This window comes from Paraburkholderia sp. MM5384-R2 (assembly GCF_014201025.1).
GTDB lineage: Bacteria > Pseudomonadota > Gammaproteobacteria > Burkholderiales > Burkholderiaceae > Paraburkholderia > Paraburkholderia tuberum.
On the sequence record NZ_JACHDI010000018.1, the window covers coordinates 50024 to 74741 of the forward strand.

At 66.4% G+C, this 24718-nt stretch carries 27 protein-coding genes, 1 pseudogene and 1 riboswitch; of the genes and pseudogenes, 21 read left to right on the forward strand and 7 right to left on the reverse strand.

Annotation, left to right across the window (positions count from 1 at the left end; translation table 11 throughout):
- The first annotated feature begins 158 nt into the window (after positions 1-158).
- Entirely contained in the window at positions 159-1034 is an 876-nt protein-coding gene (locus HDG37_RS25360; protein ID WP_184052268.1) for a tyrosine-protein phosphatase, read from the forward strand.
- Positions 1035-1225: 191 nt separating this feature from the next.
- On the opposite strand, the gene HDG37_RS25365 is transcribed toward HDG37_RS25360, so the two are convergent.
- Both HDG37_RS25365 and HDG37_RS25370 read right to left on the reverse strand, forming a co-directional pair.
- Positions 1226-2533: an ATP-binding protein gene (locus HDG37_RS25365; protein WP_184052270.1), complete on the reverse strand. Its 1308-nt coding sequence runs from the start codon at positions 2531-2533 to the stop codon at positions 1226-1228.
- Positions 2530-3270, reverse strand: coding sequence for a response regulator (locus HDG37_RS25370; RefSeq protein ID WP_184052272.1), 741 nt, complete (start codon positions 3268-3270; stop codon positions 2530-2532). Before HDG37_RS25370 ends, HDG37_RS25365 begins: the two co-directional genes overlap by 4 nt.
- A gap of 392 nt (positions 3271-3662) precedes the next feature.
- Between HDG37_RS25370 and HDG37_RS25375 the strand changes: the two genes are divergently transcribed.
- From HDG37_RS25375 to HDG37_RS25390, 4 genes are all read left to right on the forward strand, one after another.
- Positions 3663-3854: a hypothetical protein gene (locus HDG37_RS25375; RefSeq protein ID WP_260334988.1), complete on the forward strand. Its 192-nt coding sequence runs from the start codon at positions 3663-3665 to the stop codon at positions 3852-3854.
- 54 nt (positions 3855-3908) lie between these two features.
- Complete coding sequence (locus HDG37_RS25380) at positions 3909-4067, forward strand: DUF6726 family protein (RefSeq protein ID WP_041734448.1); 159 nt, start codon at positions 3909-3911, stop codon at positions 4065-4067.
- A gap of 3 nt (positions 4068-4070) precedes the next feature.
- Complete coding sequence (locus tag HDG37_RS25385) at positions 4071-4784, forward strand: hypothetical protein (protein ID WP_184052276.1); 714 nt, start codon at positions 4071-4073, stop codon at positions 4782-4784.
- Positions 4785-4895: 111 nt separating this feature from the next.
- Positions 4896-5567 (forward strand): flagellar basal body L-ring protein FlgH, encoded by a 672-nt coding sequence (locus tag HDG37_RS25390; protein ID WP_184052278.1) that lies wholly within the window; start codon positions 4896-4898, stop codon positions 5565-5567.
- Positions 5568-5661: 94 nt separating this feature from the next.
- Here HDG37_RS25390 and HDG37_RS25395 read toward each other — a convergent pair whose 3' ends face one another.
- The 5 genes and pseudogenes from HDG37_RS25395 to HDG37_RS25415 all read right to left on the reverse strand — a co-directional run bounded on the left by HDG37_RS25395 (position 5662) and on the right by HDG37_RS25415 (position 10469).
- Positions 5662-6405 carry a response regulator gene (locus HDG37_RS25395; RefSeq protein ID WP_184052280.1) on the reverse strand — a complete coding sequence of 248 codons (744 nt, stop codon included), beginning with the start codon at positions 6403-6405 and terminating at the stop codon, positions 5662-5664.
- Positions 6406-6506: 101 nt separating this feature from the next.
- Positions 6507-7175, reverse strand: a complete 669-nt coding sequence (locus HDG37_RS25400) for a hypothetical protein (RefSeq protein WP_184052282.1) — start codon at positions 7173-7175, stop codon at positions 6507-6509.
- A 64-nt stretch (positions 7176-7239) separates the two neighbouring features.
- The gene (locus tag HDG37_RS25405) at positions 7240-7713 is read right to left on the reverse strand and encodes a hypothetical protein (protein WP_184052284.1); all 474 of its coding nucleotides are present in this window, start codon (positions 7711-7713) and stop codon (positions 7240-7242) included.
- 205 nt (positions 7714-7918) lie between these two features.
- Positions 7919-8721 (reverse strand): annotated as a pseudogene (locus HDG37_RS25410) (SDR family NAD(P)-dependent oxidoreductase).
- Positions 8718-10469 (reverse strand): ABC transporter ATP-binding protein/permease, encoded by a 1752-nt coding sequence (locus tag HDG37_RS25415; RefSeq protein ID WP_184052286.1) that lies wholly within the window; start codon positions 10467-10469, stop codon positions 8718-8720. The pseudogene HDG37_RS25410 and the gene HDG37_RS25415 overlap by 4 nt, the downstream one beginning before the upstream one ends.
- 431 nt (positions 10470-10900) lie before the next feature.
- A riboswitch (TPP riboswitch) is annotated at positions 10901-11024 on the forward strand.
- A 220-nt stretch (positions 11025-11244) separates the two neighbouring features.
- On the opposite strand from HDG37_RS25415, the gene HDG37_RS25420 reads away from it, so the two are divergent.
- The 16 genes from HDG37_RS25420 to hisD all read left to right on the forward strand — a co-directional run bounded on the left by HDG37_RS25420 (position 11245) and on the right by hisD (position 24631).
- Positions 11245-12381, forward strand: coding sequence for an FAD-dependent oxidoreductase (locus tag HDG37_RS25420; RefSeq protein WP_184052288.1), 1137 nt, complete (start codon positions 11245-11247; stop codon positions 12379-12381).
- A gap of 59 nt (positions 12382-12440) precedes the next feature.
- Positions 12441-12638: a sulfur carrier protein ThiS gene (gene thiS, locus HDG37_RS25425; protein WP_026225709.1), complete on the forward strand. Its 198-nt coding sequence runs from the start codon at positions 12441-12443 to the stop codon at positions 12636-12638.
- Between the two features lie 107 nt (positions 12639-12745).
- The gene (locus HDG37_RS25430; RefSeq protein ID WP_184052290.1) at positions 12746-13561 is read left to right on the forward strand and encodes a thiazole synthase; all 816 of its coding nucleotides are present in this window, start codon (positions 12746-12748) and stop codon (positions 13559-13561) included.
- A complete protein-coding gene (thiE, locus tag HDG37_RS25435) occupies positions 13558-14661 on the forward strand; it encodes a thiamine phosphate synthase (RefSeq protein WP_184052292.1) in 1104 nt (367 codons plus the stop codon). The genes HDG37_RS25430 and thiE overlap by 4 nt, the downstream gene beginning before the upstream one ends.
- A gap of 91 nt (positions 14662-14752) precedes the next feature.
- Positions 14753-15577 carry an ABC transporter ATP-binding protein gene (locus HDG37_RS25440; RefSeq protein ID WP_018420056.1) on the forward strand — a complete coding sequence of 275 codons (825 nt, stop codon included), beginning with the start codon at positions 14753-14755 and terminating at the stop codon, positions 15575-15577.
- Positions 15574-16341 carry a lipid asymmetry maintenance ABC transporter permease subunit MlaE gene (gene mlaE, locus HDG37_RS25445; RefSeq protein WP_184052294.1) on the forward strand — a complete coding sequence of 256 codons (768 nt, stop codon included), beginning with the start codon at positions 15574-15576 and terminating at the stop codon, positions 16339-16341. The genes HDG37_RS25440 and mlaE overlap by 4 nt, the downstream gene beginning before the upstream one ends.
- Positions 16342-16432: 91 nt before the next feature.
- The gene (gene mlaD / locus HDG37_RS25450; RefSeq protein WP_221312130.1) at positions 16433-16963 is read left to right on the forward strand and encodes an outer membrane lipid asymmetry maintenance protein MlaD; all 531 of its coding nucleotides are present in this window, start codon (positions 16433-16435) and stop codon (positions 16961-16963) included.
- Between the two features lie 19 nt (positions 16964-16982).
- Positions 16983-17963, forward strand: a complete 981-nt coding sequence (locus HDG37_RS25455) for a VacJ family lipoprotein (protein WP_184052298.1) — start codon at positions 16983-16985, stop codon at positions 17961-17963.
- Positions 17964-18077: 114 nt separating this feature from the next.
- On the forward strand, positions 18078-18710 hold the full coding sequence (locus tag HDG37_RS25460) for a phospholipid-binding protein MlaC (RefSeq protein ID WP_184052300.1): 633 nt from the start codon (positions 18078-18080) through the stop codon (positions 18708-18710).
- The gene (locus tag HDG37_RS25465) at positions 18707-19027 is read left to right on the forward strand and encodes an STAS domain-containing protein (RefSeq protein ID WP_184052302.1); all 321 of its coding nucleotides are present in this window, start codon (positions 18707-18709) and stop codon (positions 19025-19027) included. The genes HDG37_RS25460 and HDG37_RS25465 overlap by 4 nt, the downstream gene beginning before the upstream one ends.
- 190 nt (positions 19028-19217) lie before the next feature.
- Positions 19218-20150 carry an ABC transporter ATP-binding protein gene (locus tag HDG37_RS25470; protein WP_184052304.1) on the forward strand — a complete coding sequence of 311 codons (933 nt, stop codon included), beginning with the start codon at positions 19218-19220 and terminating at the stop codon, positions 20148-20150.
- On the forward strand, positions 20147-20911 hold the full coding sequence (locus tag HDG37_RS25475) for an ABC transporter permease (RefSeq protein ID WP_184052306.1): 765 nt from the start codon (positions 20147-20149) through the stop codon (positions 20909-20911). Before HDG37_RS25470 ends, HDG37_RS25475 begins: the two co-directional genes overlap by 4 nt.
- A 15-nt stretch (positions 20912-20926) precedes the next feature.
- On the forward strand, positions 20927-21166 hold the full coding sequence (locus HDG37_RS25480) for a BolA family protein (protein ID WP_008918725.1): 240 nt from the start codon (positions 20927-20929) through the stop codon (positions 21164-21166).
- 111 nt (positions 21167-21277) lie between these two features.
- Positions 21278-22540: a UDP-N-acetylglucosamine 1-carboxyvinyltransferase gene (gene murA, locus HDG37_RS25485; RefSeq protein WP_184052308.1), complete on the forward strand. Its 1263-nt coding sequence runs from the start codon at positions 21278-21280 to the stop codon at positions 22538-22540.
- The gene (gene hisG, locus HDG37_RS25490) at positions 22537-23238 is read left to right on the forward strand and encodes an ATP phosphoribosyltransferase (RefSeq protein WP_090802096.1); all 702 of its coding nucleotides are present in this window, start codon (positions 22537-22539) and stop codon (positions 23236-23238) included. Before murA ends, hisG begins: the two co-directional genes overlap by 4 nt.
- Positions 23239-23296: 58 nt before the next feature.
- Positions 23297-24631: a histidinol dehydrogenase gene (gene hisD, locus HDG37_RS25495; RefSeq protein ID WP_184052310.1), complete on the forward strand. Its 1335-nt coding sequence runs from the start codon at positions 23297-23299 to the stop codon at positions 24629-24631.
- Positions 24632-24718 lie beyond the last annotated feature (87 nt).

Consider the following 24718-nt stretch of genomic DNA (forward strand, 5'->3'; position numbering starts at 1 on the left):
GTAACGCAAAACTTCCTGGTCAACGTTAAACTGCGTCTGCAGCCCCGGCTGCCCCACGCAATCCTCCTATACACCTGTCGCCCCCGATGTCCGTTACCGCGAAAAACCGTTCGCCTTTCCGCGCCTTTGCGAGCACGACCGTGCCCGTGGAGCGCGGCATGCCCGGCGAAGCGTCGGCGGCGCGGCGGCGCTTTCTGAGGGGCTCGGCCGGCGCGATGCTGGCCGCGGGTTTCGGCAGCACGCTGCTGTCCGCCTGCGGCGGTAGTCTCGAAGCCGATCAGCCGGCTACGCCGCGGCTCGTGTCGGTCAGCAACTTCCGCGATGTCGGCGGCGCGGGTGCCGGCTATCTGACCGTCGACGGCAAACAGATGCGGCGCGGCGTGTTCTATCGCGCGAACGCGCTGACGCTGAGCGGCACCGACACGGCGACGCTCGACAAGCTCGGTATCGTGTCGGTCTACGACCTGCGCACGCCCGCCGAAATCGCACGCACCGCCGACGTGCTGCCGAGCGGCGCGACATCCTCGACGCTGAACGTGCTCGGCATGAACGACTTCGTCGCGCCCCCGGTCGATTCTCCCGTCGACGCCGTCGCGTTCATGCAGGCGCAGGCGCGCGCGTATGTGACGGGCGGCCCGCAGCGAGCCGCCTATGGCGCGCTGCTCGGCGCGCTCGCCGACGGCACGGGCGCGCAGCTATTCCACTCGAACGCGGGCAAGGATCGCGCGGGCTGGGTGGCGGCGCTGCTGCTCAGCATCGCCAACGTTCCGCTCGACGTGATCATGCAGGACTACCTGCTCAGCAACGTCTATCTCGCGCCATCGATCGCCGCGCAAACCACCACGCTGCGCGCGCAGGAAGGCGCGGCCATCGCGACGGCGAGAGCGCCGTTGCTCGACGTGGACGAGAACTATCTGCAGGCGGGCTTCGACCAGGTGCAGGCGAGCTACGGCACGATGGCGAGCTACCTGACGCAAGGCCTCGGCCTTTCCACGGCGACGGTCGACGCGCTGCGCAATCGGCTCGTGCATTGACGCGCTTCGCTGGCGCGCTTTGGTGGCCTTCCTTACAACGCAAAAAAAAGTCCGCCGCAGAGGTGCGGGCGGACCGGGAAGGGCTGCATCGAGGTTGCCGGGGGCGACTATAAGGCCGCACCCCGCGCGACAGTCGATGCGGTAAGGGCGGGTAAGTGTCCGGTCCGCGCCGCGTTTGGCTGCGAGCATCCTTACGACAGCGCCGGCTCCACCGGCGATTCGATCCGCACTTCGAGCCCCCCCTGCGCGTGATTGCGCACGAGGCAGCGCCCACCGCGATCGTGCGCGAGCCGCGCGACGATCGCGAGACCGAGCCCGCAATGGCCTTCGCCGCCGCGCGCGGCGTCGAGCCGCACGAACGGCTTCATCGCCGCGGCAATGCGGTCGTCGGGAATGCCGGCGCCGTGGTCGCGCACGCTGATCGTCCAATGACGGTCGTCGCACGCGGTCGAGATTTCCACCGGCGGCATGCCGTGTTCGAGCGCGTTGTCGACGAGGTTCGTCACGAGCCGGTCGAGCAGCGTGCGCGGCAGCGTGAACGAGGGGCCGGCGCGCAGATCGAGCGCGAACAGCGGGGTTTCGGCGGGGTCCGCCGCTTCGGCGGTTTCCGCGGCCTCCGCGTAATCGCCCGAGGAAAACTGCTCGCGCAAGAACTCGTCGACTTCGACGGGCGGTCCGGCGTCCGCCGATTGGCCCGCGAATTCGAGGAACTGCTGGACGATGTTGGTCAGGGAATCGACGTCGCGGATCAGGCCCGCGCGCTCGTTTTCGTCGACCAGCACGCTTGCGCGCAGCTTCAGGCGCGTGAGCGGCGCCTTCAGATCGTGCGCGACGCCGGCGAGCATCACCGCCTGGTCGTCGCCGGCTTCGTTCAGGCGCCGCATCATGTCGTTGAATGAGCCGATCAGCTCACGCAGCTCGCGCGGGCCCTGCACCGGCACGGGTTGGGGCCGGCCGCCCGAGCCGAACGCCCGCGACGCATCGGCCACGCGCGACAACGGCCGTTGCATCTGCCACACCGCGAACAACGACAGGATCAGCCCGGCGACCAGCATCGACACCGATTCGATCAGAAAGCGCGGCGGCGGCGGCAGGTCGACCGGCACGACGACCCAGTTCGACTTGCCCGGGACCAGCACCCACAGTTGCGGCGGACGCAGATCGTCGACGGCGATCTGCGTGCCGGCCGGCAGGTTCTCACGCAGGTGCCGGCTCAGTTCGACCACCATATGCTCGTGCGGCTCGCGCAGATGCACGCTGGTCGGCATGTTCCAGGTGGGCACCAGATGCACGCGCATCGCCGGCGCGAGCGCGGCGCCCTTGATCGGCTCGCCGTTGATCGCCTGCAGCACGAGCAGAATGCCGCGCGCGAAGCCGTCGATTTCATGGCGCGGCGGCTGCATCGTCACCAGCACGAACCAGCTCGCCTGAATCGCGAACAGCACCGCCGCCGACAGCAACGCCATTCTGCCGAACAGCGTGTTCAGCGGATTTCTCATGCGCTCGGGGCGGCCCCGTCCTCGAAGGCTGTGCCGTTGGCATCGGGCACGAACACGTAGCCCTTGCCGCGCACCGTTTGCACGTAGCACGGGTTCGACGGGTCGTCCTCGATCACGCGGCGCAGGCGCCAGATCGGTACGTCGAGGCTACGGTCGCGGAACGCGAGGTTGTCGCGATGCACGAGATCGTGAATCAGCACGCGCGACAGCACCTTGTACGGATTGTTGACGAAGATCTTCAGCAGCGCGAATTCGCTGTCGCGCAGCGGCAGCTTGGCGTCGTCGCGGCTCAGCGAGCGCGTGGCGAAGTCCAGTTCGAATGGCCCGAAACGATAGCGCTTGCGTGCTTCGGGCGCGCTCGTGGTGGACGGCCCGCGCCGGCGCAACACGGTCTGGATCCGCACGAGCAGTTCGCGCGGATCGAACGGCTTGGTCAGATAGTCGTCCGCGCCGAGCGACAGACCGACGATGCGGTCGGCCACCGTGCCGCGCGCGGTCACGAAGATCACCGGAATGTCGTCGCCGGCGGCGCGCAACGCGGTGAGCGCGCGCAGGCCGTCGGTGTTCGGCATCATGATGTCGAGCACGACGACCGACGGCCGCTCACGCTCGAGACGACGCTGCAAATGGGTGCCGTCATGCAGCACGGACGCATCGAAGCCGTTCGACTGCAGAAATTTGCAAAGCAGATCGCGTACGACCGGATCGTCGTCGACGATAAGGACCTGTGGATTCATGGCGAAATTCTAGACTGGCCCGCCCGACGCGCGACCGGGCATTTCCTTACCAACGCTTACTGTGCACCGCTCGGTGCTGGCGGGCTCGCGCCGGGGCGGATCAGCGAAGGTGCAGCGCTTACTTTAGCACTGCCTGATCCGGCTCTGCGCGACGACAGGCACGCGATGACAACAGTTGGCAAGCACTCGAAAGCCCTCGCAAGCCCACGGAACGGATCGTAACAACCGCGCGAAAGCGTGCTTTGCTTCGCCCATCGTCGGCACCCGCGCGGCGCGATGATTCGTTCCGCAGCAAGTCGCTCCGCACGCCGAACGAGGCCCGCTGCCTCGGACGACGGCACGCGGCGTTCAACCGACACCGGTGCGCAATGCGCACCTTCGCGAGGTCCATCATGACGATCCACAATACGCTCAGTACCACGCCTTTCTCCTCGCTGGCGAATAAGCCGGCCACGGAGAAATCCGCCAGTTCAAGCTCCACGGGCGCAGCGGCGAAATCGCAGCAGAGCGCCGGGCTCGGGCAGCCTGCACTGCCTGCGCCGGGCACGGGGCTCATCGGCCGTCTGGTCAACACGACTGCTTGAATCGGCGAGGTCCGCGTGCCGTTATCCGGAACTACTGAGCAGCGGCGGCGCGCCGTGGCGTGGCTCGTTGCCGGCGCGCTGCTGTTGCCGCTCGGCGGCTGCGGCGCCGCGGCGCTGCCGTGCCGGGTCACGGCGGCGACCCTGAAAGTGCTGCCGGTCGTCGGCCATGCGGCGGCGACGCCTTTCGACATGTGCGCTTCCGCGATCGATTGAATCATGACGCTTACCCGGATGGTTGGTGCACTGATGCTGCTCGGCGGCGTGCTGTCGTGCGCCGCGCATGCACAGCTCGTCGCGCGCAGTGCGAAGGCGGCCAGCGTGGCATCGAATAGCGTCGTCACCGATACGCGGCGGCGCTCGCCGGACGCGCCGTTTTCGTTTCGCGGTGTCGCGCTCGGCATCACGATCGACGAATTCCGCGCGGGCTCGACCGTGCGCGCGACGCCGGTCGGCAGCGTGCCGATCTGCGAGACGGACGTGCAGGCCGGAGCGCTCGGCATGCGGCTGAAGTCCCACGATAGCCTGAGCGTCGCGTGCCGCTGGGCGCATCGCGATGATGAACGCTGGGCGGTGTCGCAGGCCGTGGTCGATGGTGCGCCGGCGCTCGAACACGTGATGCGCTTCGCGCGCATCGGCGGGCAGGGCGCGCTGCGTCTCTACGAGATGTCGTTCGTGATCGACGAGCTGACCGCGGAGGATCTGCGCGACGCGCTCGAGGATCGTTACGGGCCGCCGCGTCTCGCGACCCGCAACGCGGCGGCGCCGGGCGCGATGCCGATGTACGTATGGGAGAACGCGGTGAGTTCGATCACGCTGTGCTTTCTGCCCGGCAGCCGCAACGGCACGCTCACGTATCTGCTGAAGGGCTCGGATGCGTGGATGAAAGCGGTCGTGCGGCAATGGCAGGCGAGCGGCGCCGACGCGGGCTGATGTTTGCCAGGCAACCCTGATTACCGGTGCGAACCCAACGCCGAAACCGGGCGGTGTCCGGATAGGCCGCCTCACTTCGACTCCTTTCATCCTTTCCGCCACGGAGCCAGCATGACCGCGCTACGTCTCACCCTCGTGCTCGGCGCCGCGAGCTATCTCGCGGCCTGTTCGAGCGCGCAGACCAGGTCGATCGTCGAAACGCCGATGGCGCCGCCGCTCGCGTCCGCGCCGTTGAACGTCAACACGCAAGGCGCGATCTATCAGGCCGGCGCGCCGCTGCTGCTGTATGAGACGCCGCGCGCGCAGCACGTCGGCGACGTGCTGACGATCCGGCTGTCCGAATCGTATAGCGGCAACAACAGCGCCAGCGCGTCGGCGAACCGCACGAGCAGCATCACCGCGACTGCCGCGGATCAATCGACGAATGCCGCCGCGCGACTCGCCAAACTGTTCAACATCGGCTCTGCCAGCACCGACTACAAAGGGCAGGGCAATCTGAGCGACATCAGTAACATGACGGGCACGCTAGCCGTGACCGTGATCGGCACGGTGTCGGGCGGCAATCTCGTCGTGTCAGGCGAGAAGGTGATCGCGATGAGCGGGACCCGCGACCGTCTTCGACTCTCGGGCATCGTCAATCCCAAGGACATCGAAGCAGGCAATTACGTCGCGTCGAGCAAGGTCGCGAACGCGCGCATCGAGCAGGCGGGCCTCGGCATGGTCAACGATGCGACGACGATGGGCTGGCTGCAGAGGATGTTTCTGAGTGTGCTGACGTTTTGACCGTCAGCCGGGTCAGCGCGGTGCGCGCGACACCGCGCTGCGCGTTACGTGCGACGCGTGGGCCGCATCAACCGGCTTCGACCATCAGGCGCCGCTAACCGAGCGGCGGCGCAAGTCCGCGTTCGGCCGCGCCGATCTCGCCGTCCGGCACGAACACGTAGCCGCGTCCCCACACCGTCTGCACGTAGCGCGGTTCCGACGGGTCCACTTCGATCAATCGACGCAAGCGCCAGATCGATACGTCGAGACTGCGGTTGCGATGCGCTTCGCTATTGCCGTGCAGTTTTTCGAGCAGCTGCGCACGCGTGAGCACGGTCATCGCGTGCGTGACGAACACCTTCAGCATCGCGAATTCGCTCGAACGCAGCGTGATGCGTTCGCCGTCGCGGCGCAGTTCGCGCGCGGGGAAGTTCACTTCGAAGCGGCCGAAATGATAGGGCGCGCGCTGTTCGGGCGCGCCCGGCGCGATCGAGCCGCGACGCCGCAGCACGGTGCGAATCCGCGCGACGAGCTCGCTCGGTTCGAAAGGCTTGCCGAGATAGTCGTCGGCGCCGAGTTCGAGGCCGATCACGCGATCGATCGGATCGGCGCGCGCGGTCAGCAGGATCACGGGAATGTCGTCGCCGGCGACACGCAAGGCGCGCAGCGCGCTGATGCCGTCGAGCTCCGGCATCATGATGTCGAGCACGACGAGCGCGGGACGCTCCTGCTGCAATCTGCGCTGCAACGCCAAGCCATTTTCCAGCATGGCGACCTTGAAGCCGCGGCCGTGCAGATATTCGCCGACGAGCTCGCGTACGACGGGATCGTCATCGACGATCAGGATGGTCTGGTTCATTCAGGTCATCTTAGTGATGCGCACGGGCCGCGCAAAGCGTATACCGCTTTCCAATCCTTTCCCGTGTAAGGCGCTGCAAGCGAAAGCAAAGCCGCGAGCACTCAGTGGGGCGGCGCGAACGCCTGCGAGGTTTGCAGGGTCTGCTGTTGCTGCGCTTGACGCGGGAAATCGGTCCGATCGACCACCATCCGCTCGATCAGTCCGCCGAGCTTGACCGAGGCCGACGAAAAACGGTCGGTGTTCAGGCCGCCGGTCTGATAGCGCGCGGTGACCAGAATGCGGCCGCTCTGGATCAGCGTCAGATCGATGATCGACAGGTACTGGATCGATTCGTCGCTGAACGAGCGGCGGCCATAGTCGATCGCGGCGTTGTAGACGAGCCGCGCTTCGCAGCCGGCCGGCGAGGTGCCCGGATTGTAGACGTCCGAACGAATACCGCGCCGCTCGAGCGCGAGCTGCAGCGCCGGCACGAAATCGCCGACCGACACCGCCGGGTTCACTTCGATGCAGAGGTGCTGCAAATCCGCGGGCCGCCCGTTGACGAAGGTCGGCGACGAGTAGTTCGACGCGATCGCGTAGCCGGCCTGGATGACGGAGCCGGTGGCGTCGGCGGCCTGGATCAGCGTCCAGGCGCAGCCGTCGAGCGCGAGCGTCAGCGTCGCGGCGAAGGCGGCGAGGGCGCAACGACGCCGGCATATCAGCGAGGCGACCAGACTCAGGCGCGAATGCCTGATTGCCGCTGGCGCGCGCACGGTCGGCGACGAGGTCATGAGGCAGCGCCCGATTCCGGTCACGAAATGCGATGGAGCATCAAAAGCAGCGACGGCCGCGCGCTCAGCGCGTCACGCGCAGTCGCAGTTCGTTCTGACCTTGCACGCTCGCGGTGACGTTCACGCGACGGGCGTCGGTGGTCACGACGAAATGCTGGCGCACGGGTGTGTTGACGTCGTGCACGACGCGCGGAAAGCAGGCGGCGATGTCGGCGCCGAGTTCTTCGAGCGGATCGTTGATGACGCCGTCGGCTTGCCAGTGCGCGCGCCAGTGGCAGTCGTACGCGTGCGGGCTGGCGCGGCAATCGTCCGGATTGGAGACGCCCGGCAGTTGCGCGGCGGTCTCGTTTGGCAGTCGCCGGAAATCGCTCGCATCGACGATGTGCGTGAGCGCCGCGCAGATATCGGCGGGTTGGTTCGGCTCGGTCGTTTGCGCGGCATCGACGGCGTTCGTGAGCAGCAGCGCCGCGCCGCAGGCGAGCGCGATGCGCGGGAGCAAAGACGGGAGCAAAGGTGAAACACGGCGAGCGAATGACATGGGCGAGGAGTCCGAAGAGCGGTTGCGATGAAAGACGTGACTGACATCAACGACGGCCGACGCATGGCGCGGCCCGTACGACTATCGTCGCTGCTCGCAGGCATTTTCAAAGCGCGGAACAGCTTGCGCGCTCCGCAAATGCTTTCGAACTCTTCTCGTGTCTTTCCGGATGTTGCGCCCGGAGGCGCCGGCGCGCAGGCGAGGCTTAACCGAGCGTCAAGCCGCCATCGATGTGAATCACCTGGCCGGTGATGTGGCGTGCCGCGTCGGACAGCAGGAATGCGATCAGCGCGGCGACGTCGTCCGGTTCGGCAACATGACCGAGCGGCGTGGCTTCGGCGGCGTGCGCCCACACGGCCGCGTTGTCGGCGCTTGGGCCGCGATCCTTCGCGTGTAGCCCGGCGCCACGCAATTGACGGTCACGCCGAGCGGCGCGAGCTCCGCGGCCGCCGTTTTCGCAAGCGCTTCGAGTGCCGCTTTCGCGGCCGCCGTCGCGGCGAATGGCGCATCCGCGCGATAGCGATGCGCGACGAACGAACTCAAGGCGACCACGCGAGCGCGCTTCGATGTTTCGAGCGCGGGCATCGCGCGCCGCACGAGCGCGGCGAAGGCGGCCGGCATCGCGGCGAAGGCGGCGCCGAAGGTGTCGGGATCGAGCGCGGCCAGCGTTTGGCGCTGCGCATGGCCGGCGTTCGCGACCAGTTGATCGAGTGCGCCGAAGCTCGCGAGCGTCTGATGGATCACGTGCTCCGCCGCGCCGCGCTCGGCGAGGTCGCCGAACCCGGTCGCGCAGCGTGCGCCGCTTGCCGTGCAGTCGGCGGCAACCTGCACGAGCCGTCGACGGGAGGCGTCGTCTGCGCCGCGCGCGTGCAGCATCAACGACGTATGCGGCGCCGCGAGGCGCCGTGCGAGCGCCGCGCCGATGCCGGAACCGGCGCCGGTGATCAGCACGACGCGTGCGGCGCCGCCGTGCGCTTCGCTGACGTGAGCGCCGCTCGCGTCGCTCACGCCGCTACCGCTTCGGAAGAACGCTCGACGTCGAGCGTTTCGTCATGGAACGCTGCGAGCGATTCGCGATGTGCGACGCTGACGATCGCAGCCTTCGGCAACCGCTCGGTGAACAGCCGATAGAGCCGCGACTCGTTTTCCGCGTCGAGCGCGCTGGTCGCTTCGTCGAGGAACAGGTAGTCCGGCTTGTGCAGCAGCACGCGCGCGGCGGCGAAGCGCTGCTGCTCACCCGGCGACAGCACGCGAGTCCAGTGCGCCGTTTCCTGCAGACGGTCCGCGTATTCCGACAGATGGCAGGTGATGAGCGCGTCGCTGCATTCGTCGTCGCTATAGGTGTCCGCCGCCGACGGATACGCGAGCGCCGCCTTCAGCGTGCCGATCGGCATATAGCTGACCTGCGGGATGAACATCATGCGCGCGTTGACCGGTGCGTCGATCGAGCCGTCGCCGAACGGCCACAGGCCCGCGAGCGCGCGCATCAGCGTGCTCTTGCCGGCGCCCGACGGACCGCGCACGAGCCAGCGCGAGCCCGGCCGGATCGCGATATCGCGGATGCGCGACAGTGGGTTGCCATTGGGCAGCGCGAGCTGGAGGCCGTCGGTGGTAAGCGTGTTGCTGTCGACGAAATGCAGATTGATGCCGCCGTGTTCCGTGGCCGGCGACACCGATTCCTTCAGACGCGGCGAATGCACGACGCGCTTGAATTCGCGCAACCGGTTCACGGTCGCGCGCCATTCGACGAGGCTCGTATAACTGTTGATGAACCACGAGAACGAATCGCTGACCGTGCCGAACGCGCTCGAAATCTGCATCAGCACGCCGAACGTGAACGCGCCCGCGAAGTAGCGCGGCGAGGCGACGACGATCGGGAAAATGATCGCGATCTGGCCGTAGAAGCTCAGCACGAAGGTGAGGCGCTTCGTGTACTTCATCACCTGCCACCAGTTGTCGCGGATGCGGCCGAACAGCGTGCGCGCGTTCGTCTTCTCGGTTTCCATGCCGTTGTAGAACGCGATCTGCTCGGCGTTCTCACGCAGCCGGATCAAGCCGAAACGGAAATCGGCCTCGACTTTCTGCGCCTGATAGTTGATCGACACGAGCGGATGGCCGACCTTCTGCGTGACGAGCGAGCCGCCCACCGCATACAGCGCCGCGGCCCACACCATGTAGCCGGGGATCTGCAGCGGCATGCCGCCGAGCGAGATGCTCAACGCGCCCGCGAGCGACCACAGGATCGTGATGAACGACACGAGCGTGACGACGGTCGACAGCAGATCGAGCGTCAGCGACAGCGTGGTGGTCGCGAACGACTGCAGGTCGTCGCTGATCCGCTGGTCGGGGTTGTCGGCGAGGCGGTCGCGCTCGATGCGGTAGAACGCGCTGTCGTCGAGCCACTCGTTCAGGTAGCGGGTGGTCAGCCACTGGCGCCAGCGGAAGCCGAGCATCTGGCGCAGATAGCGTCCATACACCGCGAGGATGATGAAACCGAATGCGAGTCCGGTAAAGATCATCAGCAGGTGCGGGAAGTCGTGGACGTTCTTCGCCTGCAGCGCGTTGTAGAAGTCCCTGCTCCAGCTATTCAGGCGTACGTTGATCCAGACGACGAGCAGGTTCATCACGATGATCGTGACGAGCAGCCCCCACGCGATGCCTCGTTCCTCGGAAACCCAGTAGGGCTTGATCAGGGTCCACGCGGAGACCTTTTCGTCGGGCGGCAGCGCGGGGCTGGCGGAAGTACGTGGTGTCATGAGCATCCTGATGAAGTGCTGACCCGAAGTGCCATTCCGGCGTACGGGTCCAATCTGGTTGACCCATGTCGGGCGATCCCGCGAACAGCAGGCCCCTCTGCGAGGGCGTGGCTGCCGCGGGTCTGCGATACCTGGCCGGGCATCGCGCCATCACGCTCGATGAACGCGAGTCCGGACGGGCGCCCGATTCTGGCGTGACGCCCTTAAGCGAAAATTAATTTTCGGGGCCGGCATCCGTTGGGGGGCCGCCGCCACGCATGCGGCCACGAGCGCCGCGCGCACCGCGTTTTTGCGGCACCGGTCACGGCATTGTGCCAGAGCGCCGGGCCGCTTCGCACCGGCATCTCGATAGACGGTGCCAGATCAAAATTGGGGTGGCGACCGCGGAGCGCGGGTTTGCGGGCGCCGCGCCTTTTATGGTCTAATGACCTGCGACGAAACAGGGGTGCTTCGCCCACAGGCGGCATGACTTTCATGCCGGGGCGGCGAGGCTGAGAGAGACCCTTTGCACCCGATCCGGGTAATACCGGCGCGGGAAGTTTCCGGAAGCAACCGTCTTCCATTCCCCGCCGGGCGGCGAGCGCAGCTCACATGTGCACGTCGTACCGGCCGGCTTCACCCGCCGGTTTCGTCCTGGGTACGTGCGTTTTTGGCCGTACGGAAAGGACTCGATGACCGCCTATTCTTCAGACATGCATTTTTCCCTTCGTCACGCCGCCTCGGGCGAGCCGTGCCGTTCTGGTTTTGCCCACCGCAGTCGAACGGAGCGCGCGCGATGAACTGTCCCGCCCGACCCGATTTCGCCGTGCTCGGCGGCGGCCTGTGCGGCCGCCTGGTCGCGTGGCGCCTCGCTGGCGACGGGCATCGCGTGGCGCTCTACGAGCGCGGCGATGCCGCCGGTTCGCAGGCTGCCGCGTGGGTCGCCGCCGCGATGCTCGCGCCGCTGGCAGAGGCCGCGAGCGCCGAGCTGCTGATTACGCGGCTTGGCGCGAGTTCGCTCGAAAGCTGGCCGCGCGTGCTTGCCGAACTGCCGGAGCCGGTGTTTTTCCAGCGCAACGGCACGCTCGTCGTCTGGCATCACGCGGATCGCACCGAGGCGCCGCTATTCGAGCGGCGCGTGCGTGCGAACGCGCCGGCCGAGTTGCTCGACGGCGGCTTCGTCGCGTTGGCGGGCGCGCAGCTCGGCGCCGCCGAACCCGCGTTGGCCGGCCGCTTCAGCCAAGGCTGGCTGCTGCCGCGAGAAGGCCAGCTCGACAACCGCCAGGTGCTGTCCGCGCTTGCGGCCGGGCTTGCCGAGCGCGGCGTCGACACGCACTGGAACACGCCGATCGACGACGCGTCGCTGCCCGAGGCCGGCATCACCATCGATTGCCGCGGGCTCGGCGCGAAGCCGGTGCTGCCGACGCTGCGCGGCATCCGCGGCGAAGTTGCGCGCGTGCATGCGCCTCACCTGCAGCTGACGCGCCCGGTGCGGCTACTGCATCCGCGTTACCCGCTGTATATCGCGCCGAAGCAGAACGGCCTCTACGTGATCGGCGCGACCGAGGTGGAGGGCGAGGACATGTCGCCCGTCAGCGTGCGTTCGGCGCTCGAGTTGCTGAGCGCGGCGTTTTCGGTGCACCCGGGCTTCGGCGAGGCGCGCATTCTCGAGCTGAATTCGCAGTGCCGGCCGACCTTGCCCGATCATCGTCCCGCGCTGCTGTGGGACGGCGCGCGCACGCTGCGCGTGAACGGCCTGTACCGGCACGGCTATATGATCGCGCCCGAAGTCGCCGACGAAGCCGTGCGCTTCGCGAGCGCGCTGCTCGACGGCCGCGTCGGTGATGCCGACGCATTCGCCGGCTGGCGGCGCGACTCACGCTGGAGCGAGCTGTTCCAGCAGCATTTCGCGCGCGAGCCGGCCCGAGCGTAGCGGCCGACGTGCCGCGCGCGATGCCGCTTGCGCCATCGATTGAACCGTATTCGAACACCATGGACATTCATATCAATCAGAAGCCGTTGTCGCTGCCCGAGGGCGCGACCGTCGCCGATGCGCTCGCCGCCTTTGGCGCGCGTCCGCCGTTCGCGGTCGCGCTCAACGGCGATTTCGTCGCGCGTGCGCAGCATGCGGCGCGCGCGTTGCAAACGGGCGACCGGCTCGACGTCGTGCAGCCGGTCGCGGGCGGCTGAGCGCGACCGCGCCAGCCTGTCGCTTACCGAACGCAACAACCGTCGCCGAAAACCCATTGCCGCAACGCGGTCGGTTCTAGCCGCGAGGGCAAACCAGGATGATGCAAATGACTTCTCACGAGACCGCCGACGCGCTGACGCTATACGGTCAAACTTTTGCAAGCCGCGTGCTGCTCGGCACATCGCGCTATCCGTCGCTGCAATCGCTGTCCGATTCGATCGACGCCGCGCGCCCCGGCATGGTGACGGTCGCGCTGCGCCGTCAGATGAACGAGGGCCACGCCGAAGCCGGCTTCTTCGATCTGCTCAAGCGCCATGGCGTGCCGCTGCTGCCGAACACGGCGGGTTGCCTGAGCGTCGGTGAAGCGGTGACGACCGCGCACATGGCGCGCGAAATCTTCGAGACCGAGTGGATCAAGCTCGAACTGATCGGCGACGACTACACACTGCAGCCCGACCCGGTCGGCCTGATCGAAGCCGCCGCGCGGCTCGTCAAGGATGGCTTCAAGGTGCTGCCGTACTGCACCGAAGATCTGGTGATCGGCCGCCGTCTGCTCGACGCCGGCTGCGAGGCGCTGATGCCGTGGGGCGCGCCGATCGGCACCGGCAAGGGCGTGATCAATCCATACGGGCTGCGCGTGTTGCGCGAGCGGCTGCCGGACGTGCCGCTGATCGTCGACGCCGGGCTCGGCGTGCCGTCGCATGCGGCCCAGGTGATGGAGTGGGGCTTCGACGGCGTGCTGCTGAACACGGCCGTGTCGCAGGCGACGCACCCCGACGCGATGGCGCGCGCGTTCGCGCTGGGCGTCGAGGCGGGCCGGCAAGCGTATCTCGCGGGCCCGATGGCCGAGCGCGAGAGCGCGCACGCGAGCACGCCGGTGATCGGCATGCCGTTCTGGCATCAGGATGGAGGTGCCGCATGACTCAGTCGTTGACGCTGAAGGACCGCGATCTGTTCTGGCCGACGGCCGACGAACTCATCGAAGCCGCCGAGCGCATCCGCGCACGTCTCGGCGACTGGCCGCCGACGCACGCGCCGTGGCGCATCTGCCTGATCGCACCCGACGAACCGAACGGTGGCGACCTGATCGTGATCGCCGACGCACAGCAGCACGGCGAGCAGATCGCGCGCTGGCTGACGCGGGGTGCGGGCGTGATCGTCGCCGCGGAAAACCGCGCGACGCTGCATCTGGGTGGCGAGAAGTACGGCCTCGAAGGCCATCTGGCGGAAGACTGGATTGCCGCGCTTGCCGCGTTCCTCGACTGCGGTTTCGATCCGCACGACGCGCTGGTGCTCGCGCTCGCGTGGCGCGATGGCGACGAGACCCGCGCCGACGATGCTTTCCCGGCCGACCTCGCTCGCTTTCCGCGCCTTACCGACCTGCCGGCGGCACCCGCCAAGGCGTTCCCGCGCTGCCCGGCAAGGCTCGGCCTGTATCCGGTGTTGCCGACCGCGGACTGGGTCGAACGGGTGGTCGGCTTCGGCGTGAAGACGGTGCAGTTGCGCCGCAAGTCGGCCGAACCCGTCGACGAACTGAAGCGCGAAATCGCGCGCTGCGTGGCGGCCGGCCGCGCGCACGACGCGCAGGTGTTCATCAACGATCACTGGCTGGCGGCGCTCGAGGAGGGCGCATACGGCGTGCACCTCGGCCAGGAAGACGTGCATACCGCGGATCTGTCCGCGCTGGCCGACGCGGGCATCCGCCTGGGCCTGTCCACTCATGGCTTCTACGAGATGCTGAAGGCGCTGCATTTCCGGCCGAGCTACATTGCGTTGGGCGCCGTGTTCCCGACCACGACCAAGGTCATGCCGACCGCGCCGCAGGGCTTGCGCCGCCTCGCACGCTATGTGCGGCTGCTCGACGGCGTGGTGCCGCTCGTCGCGATCGGCGGGATCGATCTGCAGGTGCTGCCGGACGTGCTCGCGACCGGCGTCGGCTGCGCGGCCGTGGTGCGCGCGGTGACGGAAGCGGCCGACCCGGCCGCCGCCGTTTCTGCACTGCAACACACGTTTACGCAATAATCGTCAGGCATAGTCAAGGAACGGGGCACCTCACGGCAGCTTTTGCACGATGGCCCTATAATTCGGCCTTCCCTGTAAAAGGATTGTCAGTTTGGTGCCTTCCTATCCCGAGACCTTACTCGAGCTGCGCGACGTCGACTTCGGTTACGGCGACCGGCTCGTCCTGTCGAATCTGAATCTGCGCTTTCGTCGCGGTCAGGTCGTCGCGGTCATGGGCGGCTCGGGTTGCGGCAAGACCACGGTGCTGCGGCTGATCGGCGGCCTCGTGCGCGCCCAGCGCGGCCAGGTGCTGTTCCATGGCGAGGACATCGGCGAGCAGACGCGTGAAGGCCTTTACGCGCTGCGCCGCAAGATGGGCATGCTGTTCCAGTTCGGCGCGCTGTTCACCGACATGTCAGTGTTCGAAAACGTCGCCTTCTCGCTTCGCGAGCATACCGATCTCCCCGAAGAACTGCTGCGCGACCTCGTGCTGATGAAGCTCAACGCGGTCGGCCTGCGCGGCGCGCGCGACCTGCTGCCGTCCGAGATTTCCGGCGGCATGGCGCGGCGCGTGGCGCTTGCGCGCGCAATCGCGCTCGACCCCGAACTGATGATGTACGACGAGCCGTTCGCCGGTCTCGACCCAATCTCGCTCGGCATCACCGCGAACCTGATCCGCACGCTGAACCGGGCGCTCGGCGCCACGTCGATTCTCGTCACGCACGACGTGCCGGAATCATTCGCGATCGCCGACTACGTGTACTTCCTGTCCAACGGCGGTGTGCTCGCCGAAGGCACGCCCGACGAACTGCGCGCGTCGACCGATCCGACCGTGCGGCAGTTCATCGACGGCGCGCCGGACGGCCCGTTCAGATTCCACTATCCGGCGCAGACGCCGCTCGCGGCGGACTTCGGCATCGGCGGAGGCCAGTCATGATCAGTACGATCGGTCGCTCGGTCATCACCGGGCTCGGCACCGCCGGTTACGCGACGCGCTTCTTCCTGCGGCTCGTGCTCGAATTTTTCCCGCTGCTGCGCCGCCCGCGTCTTGTCACGAAGCAGATCCACTTCGTCGGTAATTATTCGCTCGTGATCATCGCGGTGTCGGGGCTGTTCGTCGGCTTCGTGCTCGGGTTGCAGGGCTATTACACGCTGAACCGTTATGGCTCCGAGCAGGCGCTCGGGTTGCTGGTCGCGCTGTCGCTCGTGCGCGAGCTCGGGCCGGTCGTGACCGCGCTGCTGTTTGCCGGGCGCGCGGGCACGTCGCTGACCGCCGAAATCGGCCTGATGAAGGCGGGCGAGCAGCTTACCGCGATGGAAATGATGGCCGTCGATCCGGTCAAGGTCGTGATCGCGCCGCGCCTGTGGGCCGGCATCGTGTCGATGCCGATCCTCGCCGCGATCTTCAGCGCGGTCGGCGTTCTGGGCGGTTACGTGGTGGGCGTGCTGCTGATCGGCGTCGATGCCGGCGCGTTCTGGTCGCAGATGCAAAGCGGCGTCGACGTGTGGCGCGATGTCGGCGCCGGGGTCGTCAAGAGTGTGGTGTTCGGCCTCGCGGTGACCTTCGTCGCGCTGTATCAGGGCTACGAGGCGAAGCCGACGCCGGAAGGCGTGTCGCGCGCGACGACCCGCACGGTCGTGTACGCGTCGCTCGCGGTGCTCGGGCTCGATTTCCTGCTGACCGCACTAATGTTCAGCTAAGACCGCGCAGCATGCCGGCTGCCGGCGGTGCATGATGCGCCGCGCACGGCGGGAGGTGGCGGCGGCGCGGCGGATTCACTTTGGGATGACGATGAAAAAGAATGTTCTCGACTTTTGGGTCGGCCTGTTCGTGGTGCTGGGTTTCGCGGCGTTGCTGTTTCTTGCGCTGAAGGCCGGCAATATGAGCTCGTTGTCGTTCCAGGCAACCTACCCGGTCAAGCTGAAGTTCGACAACATCGGCGGGCTGAAGCCGCGCGCGCCGGTGAAGAGCGCCGGCGTGACGGTAGGCCGGGTCGCGTCGATCGGCTTCGACAGCAACACCTACCAGGCGCTCGTCACGATCGATATCGACAAGCAATATCAGTTTCCGAGGGACACTTCGGCGAAGATCCTGACCTCGGGTCTGCTCGGCGAGCAGTACATCGGGCTCGAGCCGGGGGGCGACTCGGAAATGCTGAAGGCCGGCGATACGATCTCGATGACGCAATCGGCGATCGTGCTGGAAAACCTGATCGGCCAGTTCCTGTATAGCAAGGCCGCGGATTCCGGCGCGGCGAAGCCCGCCGCATCCGCCCCTGCACCGGCGCCGGGCGCGCCGGCCTCCGGCGCTGCCGGCCAGTAAGGCCAACAAGGAGAATCAGATGCAGACGACACTGCAGACCGCGCGCAGCGGCGCGCGCGTCCTACAGTTCGGCAAGGTCACCGTGGCGGCTGCGCTGCTCGCCGGTTGCACGACCGTGCAGACGCCTACCAAGGGCGACCCGTTCGAAGGGCTGAACCGTACGATCTTCACCGTCAACGACAAGATCGACCAGTACGCGCTGAAGCCGGTTGCGCAGGGCTACGTTCGGGTCACGCCGCAGCCGGTTCGCGACAGCGTGACGAACTTTTTCTCGAACATCGGCGACGTCTATATCGCGGCGAACAACCTGCTGCAGCTGCGCATCACCGACGGCGTGTCCGACATCATGCGGATCGTGATCAACACGTTGTTCGGCGTCGGCGGCCTGTTCGACGTCGCGACGCTCGCGAAGCTCCCGAAGCACGACAACGACCTCGGTCTGACGCTCGGCCACTACGGCGTGCCGGCGGGCCCCTATCTGGTGCTGCCGCTGTTCGGGCCGAGCACGGTGCGCGATGCGGTCGGCTCGCTCGGCAACTACTACGTGAACCCGATCAGCTACGTCGACCCGCCGGGTCTGAGTTGGGCGCTGTATGGCCTGAACATCGTCAACACGCGCGCGAACCTGCTCGGAGCGAGCAACCTGCTGGAAGGCGCGGCGCTCGACAAATACTCGTTCGTGCGTAACGCGTATCTGCAGCGCCGGCAGTATCTGTTGTCGGATAACCGCCGGCGTCCGCAGGAACTGCCGAGCTACGACGAGGAAGCGCCGCTGCCGAAGTACGACGAAGGCGAGACGGGCGCGTCAGGTGCGCCGGCCAAGCCGGCTCCCGCATCCGGCGCGGCCGTGGGCACGCCGCAAGGCGCGTCGGCACCGGAGGCCGCGTCGGGCGCCGAAACACCGCCTCTCGACCTGAAAGGCGGCCCGGAAACGCAAATTCCGGCCGGTCAGTTGGTGCCGCCCACGCGCTTCAACTTCCCGTCCTTAAGATTGCATTGAACGTGCAGCCGTAACAGATCGATACGACTCTCGCAGTTCGCGCATGGATTGCCGTCGAACTCGCGTGATAAGGTCGGTTCAAACTGTTGCATTATTTTTGAGGCAAAGCTCGATATGAAAAAATTCTTCCTGATTCCGTTGTTTGCCGCGTTGTTTTCGTTCATCAGCGCGGGCGCATCGGCGCAAACCGTCGACACCAACGCGCCCGACGCGCTGATCAAGACCGTCACCCAGCAGGTGATGGACGCGATTCGGGGCGACAAGTCGATCCAGCAGGGCGACATCACGCACATCACGGCGCTCGTCAACGAAAAGATCCTGCCGTACACCGATTTCCGCCGCACCACCCAACTCGCGATGGGCCGTAACTGGCGCACCGCGACGCCCGAACAGCAGAACCAGGTGGTCGAGCAGTTCAAGATGCTGCTGATCCGCACGTACGCGGGCGCGCTCGCGCAGGTGCGCGACCAGCAGATCCAGTACAAGCCGTTCCGCATGAACCCGGACGACACCGACACGGTGGTGCGCTCGGTCGTGATGAACAACGGCCAGCCGATCGAACTCGACTACCGCCTGTACAAGACGGCGCAGGGCTGGCGCGTGTATGACATCAACGTGCTCGGCGCGTGGCTGATCCAGGCGTATCAGCAGCAGTTCAACGAGCAGATCCAGCAGAAGGGCGTGGACGGACTGATCCAGTTCCTCACGCAGCGCAATCAGCAACTCGCCGCGGGCAAGCAGTCGTGAGCGACGTGCTGAACCCGGTTGCGAACCGCTTCGACAGCGGCACGACGCTGACCCACGCGAGCGCGAAGGCCGCGCTCGGGGCAGGTCTGCAACGCATCGCGGCGGGTGCGGGCGGCGTCGATTGCGCGCCGCTCACGCAATTCGATTCGTCGGCGCTCGCCGTCCTGCTCGCGTGGGTGCGGGCCGCGGCGGCGCGCGGCGGCAAGTTCGAAATCGTCAATCTGCCGGCTGGGCTCGCCAGTCTCGCGCAGGCCTACGGCGTCGATACGCTTCTCTCTTCTGGCGCCTCCAGCATGGTTGCGTCAGCGCGACATTGACGCTCCTCTAGCGTCGTCTCCCCCTTCCGGCCAGGCCGGGGGTGTCAGTTTTTGCCCTATAATCAAACGTTTTTTTGGGGCGTCGAACTGGCCCCCTAATCGGCCCCGGTTCCCGTTTCTTCCAGCATTTGCGCGTCCCCAAGCTCCATTGGGGCTACTTCAGGCGCCGCGACGCACGCGGCCCATAGTCATGTCAGCCATAGAAATTCGTAACGTCAAGAAGCGCTACAAGGACTTGCAGGCGCTCAAGGGCGTCAGCCTCACGGTCGAAGAAGGCGAGTTCTTCGGACTGCTCGGTCCGAACGGCGCGGGCAAGACGACGCTCATCAGCATACTCGCGGGTCTCGCGCGCGCCGACGAAGGCAGCATCGCGGTGCGCGGTCACGACGTCGTCGACGATTTCCGCAACGCGCGCCGCGCGCTCGGCGTGGTGCCGCAGGAGCTCGTGTTCGATCCGTTCTTCACGGTGCGCGAAACCTTGCGCATCCAGTCCGGCTACTACGGGCTGCGCAACAACGACGCGTGGATCGACGAGATCATGGCCAATCTCGATCTCACCGAAAAGGCCGATGCCAACATGCGCGCGCTGTCGGGCGGCATGAAACGCCGCGTGCTGGTCGCGCAGGCGCTCGTGCACCGCCCGCCGGTGATCGTGCTCGACGAGCCGACCGCGGGTGTCGACGTCGAGTTGCGCCAGACGCTGTGGAAGTTCATCTCGCGCCTGAATCGCGAAGGCCACACGATCGTGCTGACCACGCACTATCTGGAAGAAGCCGAATCGTTGTGCGACCGCATCGCGATGCTGCGCCGTGGCGAGGTCGTCGCGCTCGATCGCACCAGCACACTGCTGCAGCGTTTCGCCGGCATGCAACTGTTCGTGCGCTTCGCGCAGGGCGTGCTGCCCGCCGAACTGCGTCCGCTCGAGGCGGAAAGCGGCGCCGGCAACGGCAATGGCCGCCAGCATCTGCTGCGCCTGACGAGCTACGACGACGTCGAGCGCATCCTCGCGCACTGCCGCGCGGCCGGTTGTACATTCGAAGAAATCGAGGTCCGCAAGGCCGACCTCGAAGACGTATTCGTTCAGGTGATGAACGGTCCAGAAGTGATCGAGGGGCTTGCATGAGCGGGTACAGTGGATTTAGCACGCTGTTTTACAAAGAACTGCTGCGCTTCTGGAAGGTGTCGTTCCAGACCGTGCTCGCGCCGGTCATCACCGCGCTGCTTTACCTGACCATCTTCGGCCACGCGCTGCGCGGCCACGTGCAGGTCTATCCGGGCGTCGAATACACGAGCTTCCTGATTCCGGGCCTCGTGATGATGAGCGTGCTGCAGAACGCGTTCGCGAATAGTTCTTCGTCGCTGATTCAATCGAAGATCACCGGCAACCTCGTGTTCGTGCTGCTGCCGCCGCTGTCGCACCACGAGATGTTCGCGGCCTACGTGCTCGCGGCCGTGGCGCGCGGGCTGTGTGTCGGCTTCGGCGTGTTCATCGTGACGATCTGGTTCGTGCCGCTCGCCTTCACCGCGCCGCTCTACATCATCGTGTTCGCGATGTTCGGCTCGGCGATTCTCGGCACGCTGGGTCTGATCGCCGGCATCTGGGCCGAGAAGTTCGACCAGCTCGCCGCGTTCCAGAACTTTCTGATCATGCCGCTCACGTTCCTGTCGGGCGTGTTCTACTCGACGCATACGCTGCCGCCCGTATGGCGCGAAGTATCGCGGCTCAATCCGTTTTTCTACATGATCGACGGCTTTCGCTATGGTTTTTTCGGCGTGTCGGATATCGACCCGCTGGTGAGCCTCGCGATCGTCGCCGGTTTCTTCGTGGTGCTGGCCGCCGTGGCGATGCGCATGCTCGCTACCGGCTACAAGCTGCGCCACTGACGAGGAGCTTCTCTCATGTTGCCGACTCCCGAACAGGTCAAACAGTACATTGCAGCTGGACTCGCGTGCGAGCATCTCGAAGTCGAAGGCGACGGTCAGCATTTCTTTGCGACGATCGTCTCGCCGAACTTCGAAGGCAAGCGCCTGATCCAGCGTCACCAACTCGTGTATGCGGCGCTCGGCGACCGCATGCGCGAAGAAATCCACGCGCTCAGCATGAAGACGCTGACGCCCGCCGAATGGCAGAACGCGTAATCTGGAAATTTAGTGCGAATTACTCAGGAAGGGCGCGACACCGCTAGCGGCGCGCCGAACACAGACAAAGCAGGTCCGGACGCGAACCGGGCCGATCAGGAACCGACAGGCATGGATAAACTCATCATTGAAGGTGGCTACCCGCTCTCCGGTGAAGTTGTCGTCTCGGGTGCGAAAAACGCGGCATTGCCGATCCTGTGCGCGGGTTTGCTGAGCGCCGATCCGGTGCATCTGGAGAACGTGCCCGATCTCCAGGACGTGCGCACGATGCTCAAGTTGCTCGGCCAGATGGGCGTGCGTATCGAGGCCGGCGAAGGGCGCGTCGCGCTCGACGCGTCGAAGGTCGACAACCTCGTCGCGCCGTACGAAATGGTGAAGACGATGCGCGCGTCGATCCTCGTGCTCGGTCCGCTCGTCGCGCGCTTCGGTCATGCGCGCGTGTCGCTGCCGGGCGGCTGCGCGATCGGCGCGCGTCCGGTCGATCAGCACATCAAGGGTCTGCAGGCGATGGGCGCCGAGATCACGATCGAGCACGGCTTCATCGAAGCGCGCGCGAAGCGTCTGAAGGGCGCGCGCATCGTCACCGACATGATCACCGTGACCGGTACCGAGAACCTGCTGATGGCGGCGGTGCTCGCCGAAGGCGAGACGGTCATCGAGAACGCAGCGCGCGAACCCGAAGTGGTCGACCTCGCGCATCTGCTCGTCGCGATGGGCGCGAAGATCGAAGGCATCGGCACCGACCGTCTGGTGATCCATGGCGTCGACAAGCTGCACGGTGCGAAGCACACGGTGATTCCGGACCGCATCGAAGCGGGCACTTTCCTGTGCGCGGTCGCGGCGGCCGGCGGCGACGTCATGCTGCGCAAGATGCGTCCGCTGCTGCTCGAAGCCGTCACCGAAAAGCTGCGCGAAGCGGGCGTCACGGTCGAGGAAGGCGACGACTGGATGCGCGTGCGCATGGACAAGCGCCCGAGCGCGGTCACGTTCCGTACCTCCGAATACCCGGCGTTTCCGACCGACATGCAGGCGCAGTTCATGGCGCTCAACACGATCGCGGACGGTACGTCGCAAGTCGTGGAGACGATCTTCGAAAACCGTTTCATGCACGTCCAGGAGCTGAACCGTCTCGGCGCGAGCATCACGATCGACGGCAACACCGCGCTCGTAACCGGCGTCGAAAAACTGTCCGGCGCGAAGGTGATGGCCACCGATCTGCGCGCGTCCGCGAGTCTTGTGATCGCCGCGCTGCGCGCCGAGGGCGAGACGCTGATCGACCGCATCTATCACCTCGATCGCGGCTACGACCGCATGGAAGCGAAGCTCAATGCGATCGGCGCGAAGGTGCGCCGGGTTTCCGGGAGCGGGGCATGAGTTCGATGCCGCAAACGTCGTCGTCGCCGGCGGTCAGCGCGCCGCTCACGCTCGCGTTGTCGAAAGGGCGTATCTTCGAGGAAACGCTGCCGCTGCTCGCGGCGGCCGGCATCGAGGTAGCGGAAGATCCGGAGAGCTCGCGCAAGCTGATTCTGCCGACCACCGACCCGAACCTGCGCGTGATCGTCGTGCGCGCGACCGACGTGCCGACCTATGTCGAGTACGGCGCGGCCGACTTCGGCGTGGCCGGCAAGGACGTGCTGCTCGAGCATGGCGGCAGCGGCCTGTATCAGCCGGTGGATCTGGACATCGCGCGTTGCCGCATGTCGGTCGCGGTCGCAGCCGGTTTCGATTATGCGAACGCGGTGCGCCAGGGCGCGCGTCTGCGGGTCGCGACCAAGTATGTTGAAACCGCTCGTGAGCATTTTGCCGCCAAGGGCGTTCACGTCGATCTGATCAAGCTGTACGGTTCGATGGAACTCGCTCCGCTGGTTGGTCTCGCCGACGCGATCGTCGACCTGGTCAGCTCGGGCAATACGCTGCGCGCGAACAATCTGGTCGAGGTGGAGGAGATCATGCAGATTTCGTCGCGTCTCGTCGTGAACCAGGCAGCGCTGAAGCTCAAACGCGCCGCGTTGCGGCCGATTCTCGACGCGTTTGCCAATGCTTCGTCGAAAACCGCGGCCCCGGCGGCCTGACTGACGATGGCAATATGACGTTGCACTGATAGCGCGCCTTACCGAAACGGATACCTGTATGTCTACCAAGATTCGCAAACTCGATTCCACCGCTCGCGACTTCCACAAGTCGCTGCATGCGGTGCTCGCGTTCGAGGCGAGCGAAGACGAAGCCATCGAGCGCGCGGTCGCGCAGATTCTGAACGACGTGAAGGCGCGCGGCGACGAGGCGGTGCTCGAGTACACGAATCGCTTCGATCGCGTCGATGCCAAAAGCGTGGCCGAGCTCGAACTGCCGATGGCCGAACTCGAGGCGGCGCTCGAAAGTCTCGAGCCGAAGCGGCGCGCGTCGCTCGAAGCGGCGGCGGCACGCGTGCGCGGCTATCACGAGAAGCAGAAGATCGAGTGCGGCAGCCATAGCTGGCAGTACACCGAAGCGGACGGCACCGTGCTCGGCCAGAAGGTCACGCCGCTCGATCGCGCGGGGATCTACGTGCCGGGTGGCAAGGCCGCGTATCCGTCGTCGGTGCTGATGAACGCGATTCCGGCGCGGGTGGCTGGCGTGCGCGAAATCGTGATGGTCGTGCCGACGCCGGAAGGCGTGAAGAATCCGCTCGTGCTCGCGGCGGCTCTGCTGGGTGGCGTCGATCGCGTGTTCACGATCGGCGGCGCGCAGGCGGTAGCTGCGCTCGCGTACGGCACGCCGACCGTGCCCGCGGTCGACAAGATCTGCGGCCCCGGCAACGCGTACGTCGCGTCGGCCAAGCGTCGCGTGTTCGGCACGGTCGGCATCGACATGATCGCCGGGCCGTCGGAAATCCTCGTGTTGTGCGACGGCACGACCGACCCGCGCTGGGTCGCGATGGACCTGTTTTCGCAAGCCGAGCACGACGAGCTCGCGCAGTCGATCCTGCTGTGCCCCGACGACGCGTTCATCGCGCGCGTGCAGGAAGCGATCGACGAACTGCTGCCCACCCTGCCGCGCCGCGAAGTGATCCGCACGTCGCTCGAAAACCGCGGCGCGCTGATCAAGGTGCGCGACATGGCCGAGGCCTGCGCGATCGCCAACGACATCGCGCCGGAGCACCTTGAAATTTCGGCGCTGGAGCCGCATCAGTGGGCGCAGCAGATCCGTCACGCAGGCGCGATCTTCCTTGGCCGTTACACGAGCGAGAGCCTCGGCGACTACTGCGCGGGCCCGAATCACGTGCTGCCGACGTCGCGAACCGCACGGTTTTCGTCGCCGCTCGGCGTCTATGATTTCTTCAAGCGTTCGAGCCTGATCGAGGTCAGCGCGGAAGGTGCGCAGACGCTCGGCGAGATTGCCGCGGAACTGGCATACGGCGAAGGTCTGCAAGCGCACGCACGCAGCGCCGAATACCGGATGCGGCAGAACACCAACGAACGCGGCTGAGGCGGAGCGCTGATCGCGCTGGCGCGCGGCGGAACTCAAGCAGGCGTAAGCGGAAGCAGGCGAAGCGGCGAGGGCGGCAACCGCCGC